Source organism: Micromonospora sp. CMU55-4, assembly GCF_011602315.1.
Taxonomy (GTDB): domain Bacteria; phylum Actinomycetota; class Actinomycetes; order Mycobacteriales; family Micromonosporaceae; genus Micromonospora; species Micromonospora chalcea.
On record NZ_JAAOLH010000003.1, the window covers coordinates 117,591 to 129,140 of the forward strand.

General features: G+C 73.8%; 12 protein-coding genes. All 12 read right to left on the reverse strand.

Features of this window, described 5'->3' with window-relative positions; genetic code table 11:
* Window positions 1-966, reverse strand: coding sequence for an alpha-ketoacid dehydrogenase subunit beta (locus HA073_RS06685; protein ID WP_064445768.1), 966 nt, complete (start codon window positions 964-966; stop codon window positions 1-3).
* Complete coding sequence (locus HA073_RS06690) at window positions 966-1,937, reverse strand: thiamine pyrophosphate-dependent dehydrogenase E1 component subunit alpha (RefSeq protein WP_064445767.1); 972 nt, start codon at window positions 1,935-1,937, stop codon at window positions 966-968. Before HA073_RS06690 ends, HA073_RS06685 begins: the two co-directional genes overlap by 1 nt.
* Window positions 1,934-2,731 carry a DUF3050 domain-containing protein gene (locus HA073_RS06695; RefSeq protein ID WP_013286631.1) on the reverse strand — a complete coding sequence of 266 codons (798 nt, stop codon included), beginning with the start codon at window positions 2,729-2,731 and terminating at the stop codon, window positions 1,934-1,936. The genes HA073_RS06690 and HA073_RS06695 overlap by 4 nt, the downstream gene beginning before the upstream one ends.
* A gap of 2 nt (window positions 2,732-2,733) precedes the next feature.
* Complete coding sequence (locus HA073_RS06700; RefSeq protein ID WP_166455917.1) at window positions 2,734-3,657, reverse strand: phytanoyl-CoA dioxygenase family protein; 924 nt, start codon at window positions 3,655-3,657, stop codon at window positions 2,734-2,736.
* Window positions 3,654-4,751: a 4-hydroxyphenylpyruvate dioxygenase gene (hppD, locus tag HA073_RS06705; RefSeq protein ID WP_166455918.1), complete on the reverse strand. Its 1,098-nt coding sequence runs from the start codon at window positions 4,749-4,751 to the stop codon at window positions 3,654-3,656. The genes HA073_RS06700 and hppD overlap by 4 nt, the downstream gene beginning before the upstream one ends.
* 62 nt (window positions 4,752-4,813) lie before the next feature.
* Window positions 4,814-6,076, reverse strand: a complete 1,263-nt coding sequence (locus tag HA073_RS06710; RefSeq protein WP_166455919.1) for a beta-ketoacyl synthase — start codon at window positions 6,074-6,076, stop codon at window positions 4,814-4,816.
* Window positions 6,073-7,692 carry a class I adenylate-forming enzyme family protein gene (locus HA073_RS06715; RefSeq protein ID WP_166455920.1) on the reverse strand — a complete coding sequence of 540 codons (1,620 nt, stop codon included), beginning with the start codon at window positions 7,690-7,692 and terminating at the stop codon, window positions 6,073-6,075. Before HA073_RS06715 ends, HA073_RS06710 begins: the two co-directional genes overlap by 4 nt.
* A complete protein-coding gene (locus HA073_RS06720) occupies window positions 7,689-8,129 on the reverse strand; it encodes a beta-ketoacyl synthase chain length factor (RefSeq protein ID WP_104115201.1) in 441 nt (146 codons plus the stop codon). The genes HA073_RS06715 and HA073_RS06720 overlap by 4 nt, the downstream gene beginning before the upstream one ends.
* A 146-nt stretch (window positions 8,130-8,275) precedes the next feature.
* Entirely contained in the window at window positions 8,276-9,406 is a 1,131-nt protein-coding gene (locus HA073_RS06725) for a beta-ketoacyl synthase (protein WP_166455921.1), read from the reverse strand.
* Complete coding sequence (locus HA073_RS06730; RefSeq protein ID WP_043323626.1) at window positions 9,399-9,644, reverse strand: hypothetical protein; 246 nt, start codon at window positions 9,642-9,644, stop codon at window positions 9,399-9,401. The genes HA073_RS06725 and HA073_RS06730 overlap by 8 nt, the downstream gene beginning before the upstream one ends.
* Window positions 9,644-9,907: an acyl carrier protein gene (locus HA073_RS06735; protein ID WP_043323623.1), complete on the reverse strand. Its 264-nt coding sequence runs from the start codon at window positions 9,905-9,907 to the stop codon at window positions 9,644-9,646. Before HA073_RS06735 ends, HA073_RS06730 begins: the two co-directional genes overlap by 1 nt.
* Before the next feature lie 180 nt (window positions 9,908-10,087).
* Window positions 10,088-11,485 (reverse strand): class I adenylate-forming enzyme family protein, encoded by a 1,398-nt coding sequence (locus tag HA073_RS06740; RefSeq protein ID WP_064446474.1) that lies wholly within the window; start codon window positions 11,483-11,485, stop codon window positions 10,088-10,090.
* Window positions 11,486-11,550: the final 65 nt, after the last annotated feature.

Consider the following 11,550-nt stretch of genomic DNA (forward strand, 5'->3'; position numbering starts at 1 on the left):
TCATCCGTCCTTGAGGGTCAGTTGGATGGCGGCGGTGAGCTGGTCGCGGCCGGGTTGCACGGCCCGGTCCAGGGCCGGGGCGAAGGGCAGCACGGCACCGTCGGGGCGGGTGACCCGCCGGGGTGGCGCGGCCAGCCGGACCCGCTCGACCACGGTGGCGATGATCTCCCCGGCGATGCCGCAGGAGCGGTTGCCGTCGTCGACTACCACCAGCCGCCCGGTGCGGCTCACCGACTCGACCAGGCCGTCCCAGTCGAAGGGGTAGAGCGTGCGGGGGTCGAAGACCTCCACCGACGCCTGCCCGGCGAGTTCCTCGGCGACGGCGAGCGCGTCGTGCACCAGGTGCCCGACGGCCACCACCGTCACGTCGGCGCCGGGGCGGCGGACGATCCCGCGGCCCAGCGGCACCGGCGTCAGGTCGGTGACGTCGGCGCGCAGGTCCAGCGCGCCGGCCGGGGCGAAGACCACCACCGGGTCGTCGCAGCGGATCGCGGAGACCAGCAGCCCGTACGCGTCGGCCGGGGTGGCCGGTACGACTGTGGTCACCCCGACGTGGGCGAACAACGCGTACGGGTGGTCGGAGTGCTGCCCGGCCCAGCCGGTGCGGGAGCCGGAGCCGGGCACCACGTAGGTGACCGGCACCGCGCACTGGCCGCCGGTCATCAGCGGGAACTTGTGCGCGTGGTTGACGATCTGCTCGAAGACCAGGAACAGCAGCGACGGGATCTGGAACTCCACCACCGGGCGGGCCCCGGCCAGCGCCGCGCCGGTGGCGAAGCTGGTGAACGCCTGCTCGGACAGCGGGGTGTCGCGTACCCGTTCCGGGCCGAACTTCTTCAGCAGGCCGGTGGTGACGTTCGCGGCGGCCACCCGGATGTCCTCGCCGAGCACCACGACCGACTCGTCGCGGGCCATCTCGTCGGCGAGCGCCCGGGTGAGCGCCCTGCGGTAGGAGAGCCGGGGCATCAGCCACCTCCGGTCCGGGCGGTGAGCCCGCTGGCGTACAGGTGGTCCAAGGCGGTCGCCGGGTCGGGGTGCGGACCGGCGAGCGCGTATTCGACGGCGGCGTCCAGTTCCGCCTCGACGGCGGCGTCCACCTCGGCCCGTACCGCCGGGTCGAGTCGCGCTCCGGCGATGTCGACGGGATCGCGGGACCGGCCCTCGGCCACCTCTTCCGGCGGCCGGTAGTCGAGGCGTACCTGATGTTCGAACGTGTGGTGGGCGTCGAAGCGGTAGGTGCGGGCCTCGACCAGCTCGGGGCCGCCGCCGGCGCGCATCCGCGCGACGGCGGCGGCGGTGACCTCGCGTACCGCTTCGGGGTCCTGCCCGTCGACGGCGGCCGCCGGCATGCCGAAGGCGGCAGCCCGCCCGGCGATGGTGCCGGCGACCGCGCCCTCGACCGGCATGGTGGTGGCGTAGCCGTTGTTCTCGCAGACGAACAGCACCGGCACCCGCCAGAGCGCGGCCAGGTTGAACGCCTCCAGCAGCATGCCCTCGTTGACCGCGCCGTCGCCGAAGAAGGTGACGCCGACGATGTCGGCGCCGCGCCGCCGGCGCTCCCACACCGCTCCGGTGAGGATCGCGCCGGCGGCTCCGACGATGGCGTTGGCGCCGAGGACGCCGACGCCGAAGTCGGCGGCGTGCATCGACCCGCCCCGGCCCCGGTTGAGCCCGGTGACCCGGCCGCACAGCTCGGCCAGCATCCGGGCCGGGTCGGCGCCCTTGGCGAGCACGTGCCCGTGCCCGCGGTGGGTGCCGGTGACCAGGTCCTCGCGGTCCAGCGCCGCGCAGACGCCGGCGGCGATCCCCTCCTGACCGAGGTACGGGTGGATGCCACCGACGATCTGTCCGGCGCGGACCAGCTCGATCGCGCGCTCCTCGAAGCGGCGGATCAGCCGGACCGCCCGGTAGAGCCGGAGCGGGTCGGAGCCGGTCACGCCGGACGGCCCTCCTTGACGGCGGCGAGGATGTCGTCCCAGAGTCGGGCGCGGGCGGCCAGCGCGGCGTTGACCGTGTCGGCGCACTCCTGCCACTTGGTGTCGTCGTCGCCGCACAGGTCGGCCAGCATCTGCATGGCCATCGGGGTGTGCTGCTCGCCGTCGACCTCGATGTGCCGCTCCAGGTAGTCGACGAACTTGTTGAGCCGGTTGCTGCGCTCGTTGACGGCGACGACCTGGGTGAACATCTCCGGGATGAGGTCCTCGCGGCCGAACGCGAACGCCGCGGCCTGGCAGTGCACCGGGGTGGTCTCGATGATCCGCCAGGTGGTGCCGGCGAACGCGGCCGACGCCGCGGGTACGCCCGCCGCGCCGAGCGCCTCGGTGACCGGCGTGCCGTCGCGCAGCAGGTCGACGAGCTTGTTCACGGCCGTGGTGTCGGCGCCGGCCTCGGTCATGCCCTGCACGTACAGCTCGAAGTGGCTGATGTAGCCGTCGCCCAGCTCGTCGCTCTCCTCGACCATGACGATGTCGTTGATCAGGCGGCGGCTGCCGGTCGGGCCGGTCGGGATCCACGGCACCGTGACGCAGGTGAGCTGCCGCTGCAGCGACTTCAGCAGGGACATGAAGTCCCAGACCGCGAAGACGTGGTGCTCCATGAACGTGACGAGCGCGTCGTGGGTGTCGAGGTTGGCGTAGAGCGGGTGCTTGACCACCACGTCGCGGCGCTCGGTCACCGCCCGCTCGAGTCGCTCGATGCCCGGGTGCGTCTTACCCCAGTCGTACCGTGACATTGTCAGCCTCCCTGCTGGGCGCGGTCGCGCCAGATGACCGGGCAGTAATCGGGGTCCGCGTAGTCCGGCCGGCCCTCGTGGGTGCGGCGGACCAGCACGTCGTGGTTGTACGCGGCGAGCGTGCCGTCGGAGAGCGGATACTCCCGCCAGGCGTTGTCGCCGTCCTGCAGGTGCAGCGAGATGGCCCGGCGGGGCCGCCCGCTGACGTTCGCACCGCTGCCGTGGTAGGTGCGGCAGTGGTGGAAACTCATGTGCCCCTTGGGGATCACCATGGGGATCTTGCGGATCGTCGCCCCGTTGTACGCCGCGTTCTCGGCCAGCATCGCCTCGAGCTGGTCGCGGTCCCGGTCGGCGAAGTGCCGCACCACCGTGTCGTCGGCGCCGATCTCCCGCCAGCGGTGGGAGCCGTCGACCATGGTGATGGTGCCCATCTCCTCGCCGCAGTCGTGGAACGGGATGAACGCGGTGAGCATGTTCTCCGACGACGAGGACGCCCAGTAGTGCTTGTCGAAGTGCCAGGGCACGATGTTCGACGGCTCACCGGCGATCGGCGGCTTCCAGATCAGCGTGGACTGGAAGATGCGGATCTCGGTGGCCTGCGCCAGCCGGGCGGCGACCGCCCCGATCAGCGGTTTGCGCAGGATGCGCGCGATGCCGTCGTGTTCGTGGTGCACGTAGTCGTTGTGCCGCTGCACGTCGCCCTTGGCCGGCTCCCAGTAGGCCAGCTTCGGCGGCCGGACCGGCAGCCGCCGGTCGCGTTCCCCGGCGTAGTAGCTGTCGGTGGCGGCGACCAGCTCGTCCACCTCGTCGTCGGTGAGCAGCTTCTTCGACAGGTACCAGCCGTGCTCGGCGTAGTGCCGGACGTCCTCGTCGGAGGGAAGCAGCGCCTCCTCCTCGGCGGTCAGCCCGGGATCGATGGTGGTCATGCCCCTACCCCTCCGGCCGCGGCAGCAGGGGTCGCCCCCGCCGCGGCCAGCTCGCGTTCCTTGGCCTCGTAGAGCGCCTTGATGTTGCCGCTGCCGAAGGTGCGCGCCCCGCGCCGCTCGATGAGTTCGAGGAACAGGGTGCGGCGCACGTGCATCGACTCGGTGAAGATCTGCAGCAGCTGCCCGTCGTGGTCGGAGTCGACCAGGATGCTCAGCTCGCGCAGCCGGTCCACCGGCGCGTCGAGGCGGCCGACCCGCTGCTCCAGGCCGTCGTAGTAGGCGCCGGGCGTGCTGGCGAACCGCACCCCGCGCCCGGCGAGCGCGCCGACGGCGGTGACGATGTCGTCGGTGCGCAGCCCCAGGTGCTGCACCCCGGCGCCGGCGTGCCAGCGCAGGAAGTCCTCGATCTGGCCGGGCCGGGCGCTCGTGTCCGGCTCCAGCAGCACCAGCGTGACCTTCCCCGACGGGCTCTGCACCACCTTGGAGTTCATCGCCTGACCGGCGACCTCGATGTGCTCGGTGAAGATGTCGGCGAAGCCGAACACCTTCTCGTAGTGCGCGACTGTCTCGTCGAGCTGCCCCGGCGGCACGCAGACGGCCAGGTGGTCCACCTCGGCCAGCAGCGAGTCGCCGTCCGGCGCGGCCACCGGCTCGATCACGCCGGGCAGGAACACCTCCGGGTCACCGCTGCGCTGGACGAGGCGGTGCACCACGTCGCCGAAGCCGCCGACCTCGGCGACCACGACCTCGGCGTCCGCGCCGGTGAAGGTGCGCGGCGGGCTCAGCGGTGTCGCGCCGCGTTCCACCAGTTCCGCGTACGCCCCGGCGGCGTCGTCGACGGCGAGCGCCACCACGGCGATGCCGTCGCCGTGCCGGTGCACGTACGTGGCCGCCGGGTGCTCGGCGGACAGTCCAGTGGTCAGCAGCAGCCGGATGCCGGCCTGGGCCAGCAGCAGCGAACGCTGCCCGTCCAGCCCGGTCTCCGGCCCGCCCTGCCCGCGCAGCCGGAAACCGACGGCGTTGTCGAAGTAGAAGGCCGCCTGCCGGGCGTCCCCCACGTACAGTTCGAGATGATCTATCCCGTTGATGGTCATATGGGCTTCCCCTGTTCCCCCCGTGATCGCGACCCGGACGGACGCCCGGGACTGGAGTCCGGTCAGCCGGCGGCCGGGGTGGCGGCCCGGCGGGCCGGCCCGGAGAGCCGGCGCAGGAGCAGACTGACGTTCTGGCCGCCGAACCCGAACGAGTTCGTCAGCGCGTGGTCGGCCCGGGTGGGCCGGGGCACGGCGCGGACGTGGTCCGCCTCGCACTCCGGGTCCGGGTCGTCCAGGTGGTAGGTGGGCGGCAGCAGGCCACTGTCGAGCGCCAGCGCGGTGGCGGCGGCCTCCAGCACACCTGATGCGCCGAGCAGGTGCCCGGTGAGCGCCTTGGTGGAGCTGACCGGGACGCCGCCGAGGCCGAACACCTCGGCCAGGGCGATCGTCTCGGCGACGTCACCGAGCTTGGTGCCGGTGCCGTGCGCGTTGACGTACCCGACGTCGCCCGGCACGATCCCGCCGGCGGCCAGCGCCCGGCGCATGCACGCGGCCGCTCCCGCGCCGTCCGGGCGCGGCGCGGTCGGGTGGTACGCGTCGGTGTTCGCCCCGAAACCGGCGACCTCGGCGTAGCCGCGCACGCCCCGACCGTCGGCGTGCCCGGCGCGCTCCAGCACCAGCAGCGCCGCGCCCTCGGCCAGCACGAACCCGTTGCGCCGCTTGTCGAACGGGCGGCTCGCCTCGGTGGGTTCGTCCCAGCCCCGGGCCAGCGCCCGGGCGTTGCCGAACGTGTCGGCGAACGTGGGAAACAGCGGCGCCTCGCTCGCCCCGCACACCACCACGTCGGCCTCGCCGGAGCGGATGAGGCGTACCCCGTCGGCGACCGCCTGGGCGCCGGAGGCGCAGGCCGTGCCGACCGACGAGCTGTAGCCGCGGATGCCGTGCGCGATGGCGATCCGCGCCGACGGCATGTTCGGCAGGATGCCGGTGAGCAGATACGGGCTGACCGCCGCCCGGCCCCGGGCGGCCCGCGCCAGCACCTGCCCCTCCAGCGTGGACATCCCGCCGACACCGCCGACGATCACCGCGATGCGCTCCGGGTCGACGTCGCGGCCCACCTCGATGCCCGCGTCGGCGAGCGCCTCGGCGGCGGTGATCAGGGCCAGCAGCACCACCCGGTCGAGCACCTTCGTCTCCGGTCCGGAGGCGACGCTGCGCGGGTCGATGTCCGGCAGCACGCCGGCCACCTCCAGGCTGCCCGCCGCCGGGTGTCCCTCGGGCGGGCGACGCAGTCCGGAGCGGCCGGTGAGCAGCGCGTCGAACGTGTCCGCCACGCCGCGCCCCGCCGGGGTGAACAGGCCCATGCCGGTGACGACGGCGGTCACGACGGCGCCTCGGTCAGATAGCGCTCGCGCAGCGCCACCTTGCGTACCTTGCCGGTGACGGTGACCGGGATGTCGTCGGCGCGCACCGGGACGATCCGGCGCAGCGTGGCGCCCACGTCCGGGCCCAGCGCGGTACGGATCCGCTCGGTGCGGTCCGCGTCCGGGTCGACGCCGGCGGCCAGTTCCAGCAGCACGTCGGTGGTGACCGTGCCGTCGTCCGCCTTGACGATCACCACGGTGCAGTCGGTCACGTCGGGGCTGGCGGCCAGGATGCGCTCCTCGGACAGCGCGGTGAAGAACCGTTTGCCGTCGCCCGCCTCGACCGAGTCGACCGCCCGGTCCAGGTGGTAGTAGCGGCCGTCCTCGTCGGCGTACACCAGGTCACCGGTGAGGTACCAGCCGCGCAGCCGGAACCGGTACGTGGTGACCGAGTCGTTCCAGTAGCCGCGGAACAGCGACGGCGAGTCGATGCCGAGCCAGCCGACCTGCCCGGGCGGCAGCTCGTTGCCGTCGGTGTCGAGCACCGCGACCTTGGTGAACCGGTACGGGCGGCCGACGCAGCGGCCGTACCTGTCGGTGTCGGAGGTGTGCGTGATGTGGAACATCGAGTGGCCCATCTCGCTGGAGCCCAGGCCGTCGATGAACACCGACCCGGGTACCCGGGTCACGCCCTGACGGGTCACCACGTCGCGGGAGCCCACCGCGACCAGCCGCCGTACGTGCGGCTCGTGCGAGCAGTCGCCGGTGTTGAACCACAGCCGCACCGAGTCCAGGTCGTAGCCGGACAGGTCGAAGCGGGCCAGCTCGGCCCAGGTGACGGAGAAGCCGAACACGCCGTCGGGGCGCCACCGCTGGATCGCGTCGAGCACCCGCTCGCCGCCCTGCTCGGAGAGCAGGAACATCTCCGCCCGGTTGCCGAGCGCCTGGTTGACCATCAGCACCGTGGCGGTGTGCGGGGCGGGCAGCGCGTTGAGGATGCGCGTGGTGCCCTGCGCCTGCGGCATGGACAGCAGGTGCCGGGTGGCGGCGAACAGGCTGGCGTGCGAGTGCAGCACCGCCTTCGGCACTCCGGTGGTGCCGGAGGTGTGGGTGATGACGATCGGGTCGTCCGGGTGGTGCCGGTAGTGCGCCGGCGCCGCGTCCGGGTCGCCGGTCCCGGCCTGCGCGGGCTCGCCGAGCATCGGCGCGCCCAGGTCGTGCCCGGCCAGCGCCTGCGCGTGCGCGGCGTCGGCGAGCACCCCGGCGGCGCGTAGCCGGCGGATGTACTCGGCGGCGATCTCGGGGCGCAGCCTGCCGTTCATCAGCGCCGGGATGGCGCCGAGGCGGGTCAGCGCCAGGAACGACAGCACCATGTCGGCGGCCGTACCGGCCCAGACGGCGACCGGGTCGCGGGGTTTCACCCCGCGTTCGTGCAGCCAGGCCGCCCGGGCGGCGACCATCCGGTCGAGCCGGCCCAGGGTCAGCGGGGTCTCGGCCGGGTGGCCGTCGACCTCGGTGTCGAATGTGAGCCCCGGCCCGTCCGGGTCGGCGCCGTGGGCCAGCACCCGGGCGAGCACGTTGCCCGCGCCCAGTTCCGCGTCGGCTGCGAGCGCGCCGCGCAGTCCCTTCGTCCTCATTGACGTGTTCCCTCCCCCAGCAGCACCGCGGTCGCCTCGCCCGGCGTACCGTCCGATGCCAGTTCGATCAGGATCAGCAACGCCTGTGCGGCGTCGCCGTCGTGCAGCAGCAGGTCCGCCTCGGCCTCCCCCTCGGCCCGCGGGTCGCCGGTCGGGCTCAGGCACACCACCGGCCCGTCCAGTCCCCAGCGCGCCGCGACGTGCCCGGCCACGCTGTTCGGCACCGACTGGAAGAAGAACAGCGGCCCGATCCGGTCACCGGCGTCCACCGCGGCCCGGACGTGCGCCGCGCTGGCCGTGTCTCCGCCGGCGCTGACCAGCACCACCGCCGTACCGTTGCCCGGCGGCAGCGGCCCGGTGCCGTAGCGCCGCGCGAGGCACCGCTCGGCGACCGCCACCACGAGAGGCGCGAACGCCGAGTGCACAAACCCCGGCACCCCCGCCGGCCCCTCATCCCCGTCCTCGGGCCACCGCGCCTCCCCTTGGCTGCGCGATCTTGCGGTTGGCGCCCTCTCGGCGGGCGTTGTGCCCGTTTCGCCGGGACCGGAAGTGCAAGATCGCGGAGGGCTGGGGGTGGAGGCGGTCATGAGGTGCTCACCAGGAGGGCGGTGTTGGCGCCGCCGAAGGCGGCGTTGAGGGTCAGGGCGTGTGCGGTGCGCGCGGGGCGGGGGGCGTCGCGGATGACGTCCAGCGGGCACTGCGGGTCCGGGCCGAGCCAGCCGGCGGTGACCGGCAGCTTGCCGTGCCGCAGGGCCAGCACGGTGACCAGCAGTTCCAGCAGCCCGGACGCCTCCAGCGCGTGCCCGTGCACCGACTTGGTGGAGCTGACCGGCAGCCGCCCGGCGTCGTCGCCGAACACCCGGGTCAGCGCCGCCGCCTCGGAGGCGTCGCTGAACGAGGTGCCGGTGGCGTTGGCGTTGACGTAACCGACCGCGTCCGGGGGCAGCCCGCCGCGCCGCAGCGCCGCCTCGACCGCCCGGGCCAGCCCCAGCCCCTCCGGGTGCGGCTGGCACGCGTGGTAGGCGTCCCCCGCCCGCCCCCACCCGGCCACCGTCGCCACCGTCTCGGCGCCCCGCCGGGCGGCGGCACTCGCCGACTCCAGCACCACAGCGGCCACCCCGTCGCCCAGCAGCAGTCCCTTGCGCCCGGCGCTGAACGGGCGTACCGCGCCGTCGGCGGCGAGCGCCCGCCCGGCGTCGAACAGCGCGTACTGGTCCGGTTCGACCAGGTAACCGGCCGCGACCACGACACGCTCCAGGTCGCCCCGGCGGATCAACGCGGCGGCGTCGGCGACCGCGCTGCTCGCCGACACGCAGGCCGTGGTGTAGATCCGGGTCCGCCCGCCGAGTCCGCACCGCGCGGCCAGGTGACCGGCCAGCGCCGGCACCGTCGGCGCGTCCCGCCCCTGCGGTACGGGCAGCGAGTGCGGCCCGCCGTGGGTGGCCAGGAACAGCGCCGACCCGGCGCGCCCGGCCCGGTCCAGCCCGGCGACCCCGGCGGCGGCGTCGATCGCGTCGGCCAGCTCGTCGGCGAGCGTGCCGACGTCCGGCGCTGTGGCCGCCACGGTGACCCGGCGGCCGGTGGTGTCGAAACGGCGCACCGGTCCGAACGCCGGGGCGCCGGTGAGCACCCCGGCCAGCAGCGCGTCCGCGCCCCTGCCGAGGGCGCTGAGCGCGTACGTGCCGGTGATCCGTACGGTTTCCCGCTCAGCCATCTGCGGGAGCGGTCAGCGCGCCGCGGAACACCGCGAGCGCGTCGTCGACGGTGCGGATGCCGGCGAGTTCGTCGTCGCTCAGGTCCAGCCGGCGGTCGTGGCGCTGCTCGACCATGTGCACCAGCCAGGCCAGCTCCATCGAGCCGAGCCGGTCCGGCACCTGGTCGGCGGGTTTCGCGGTCAGTTCGGCGAGCATGCTCACCAGGTCAGCTCGCCCCAGGTCGGGCTGACCGGACATCAGGACTTGTCGCTGTTCGCGGCCACCCGGTCGGCGACCATCGTGGTGAACTCGCCGACCGTCATCAGCGCCAGTTTCTCCGACTCGTCGTCGGCGAACTTCACGCCGTACCGGTCCTCGACGCGGACCGCGAGGTCGGCCAGGGCCAGCGACTCCAGGTCGACGCCGGAAGGGCCGAGCGTGGTGTCGTCGTCGAGCTCGTCCACGTCGTAGTTCATGTCGGCGAGCTGTTCGACGACGAAAGTGCGGACCTGGTCTCGCATGGGTTCAGACCTCTTCTCCGTGTACCGGCTGACGGTGCCCGGTCGGGACACCGTGTGCGTGTGGACCGGCCGGCTCGGACGCGCGGGTGGCGCGCCGCTCGGCCGGGGCGGGTCGGGAATCGGGGTGGATCGGACGTCCGGCGGGAGTCCGGCGGCTGCGCGGCTCGTACAGCGGTCCGGTCACGACGCCGCGTCCCGCAGCGCCGGGACCGACCGGACCAGCTTTCCGGTGGTGGTGCGGGGCATCTGGTCGAGCAGCCGCAGCGTGCGGGGACGCTTGAAGCCGGCCAGCCGCTCGGCGATCAGCTTGTCCAGCGTCTCCTCGGTCAGCGAGCCGTCGGCCTGGACGTACGCGGTGATGCCGTCGTCCCAGACCACCACCGCGGCGACGACGCCGGGCAGCCCGGCCACTGTGGCCTCCACCTCGGTCAGGTCGACCTTCAGGCCGCCCACCGACACCTGCGAGTCCAGCCGGCCCTTGATGGTGACCAGGCCGGTGTCCGGGTCGACCACCCCGGCGTCGCGGGTGTGCAGCCAGCCGTCGGCCCACCGGGTCGGGTCGGCCAGTCCGACGTACGGGTTGGCGGGGCAGCTGACCCACAGCTCGCCGTCACGCTCGCGCACCTCGATGCCGGGGGCGGGCGCGATGGCGGGGCGGTGCCGCCCGTACAGGTCGGTGCCGATGACGCCGACCTCGGTCATCCCGTACATGTTGCCCAGCGGCACGCCGTAGCGGTCGGTGAAGGCATTGGCCACGGCGGCGCTCACCAGCTCGCCGCCGGTGGTCATGCGTTTGAGCTGCGGCAGCGGCCCGGCCGGTGTGGTGGAGGCGAGCAGCCCGATGTGGAACGGCACGCCGAGCACAGTGGCCGGGGTGTCCTGGGCGGCCACGGCGGCGAGGATCGCGTCGCCGCTGAGCCGCTCCGGCGGGCACAGCTCGACGCCCGCGTGCAGCCCGTAGAGCAGGCCGCCGACCAGGCCGAGCACGTGCACCATGCTGGGCAGCAGGATGATCCGCTCGCCGGGCAGCGCGACGCCGTCGATGCGGGTGTAGCGGCGCACCTCGCCGACCAGGTCGGCGGCGGTGCGGCCGATCACCTTGGACGGCCCGGTGGAGCCGGAGCTGAGCTGGATCACCGCGTGCGGGCTGCCCGCCGGGCGGTCGGAGTACGCGCTCACCCCGGCGGTGACGTCGACGAAGATCCGCAGCGCGCCGCCGCCGGAGCGCACCGGGGCGACCACCACCTGCGGGCTGAGCCGGCGCAGTGCCTGGTCGACCTCGTGGTCGGTGAGCCGGTGGTCCAGCAGCACCGCCTGGGCGCCGGTACGCCAGGTGGCGAGCAGGTGCGCCACGTACGCCAGCGAGGGCGGCAGACGCAGCGCGGCGGCGCCTCCGGCGCGCAGCCCGGCCTCGGCGAGCCGGTCCTGCGCCTCGCCGACGAGCCGGCGCAGCGTGCCCTTGTCCACCGGTTCGGGCAGGCGCAGGCAGACGTCGGTGTCGCGGCCGGTGAACAGGATGTCGTCCACCCAGTCCACCGTCGTCGAGGCAGGATCTTCCGCCACGGGATGTGCAGTCACGACCAGCCACCGTTCCAATGAGGAACTGGGCGGATCCGCCCAGCGGGTACGTCGTTCGGGGTATG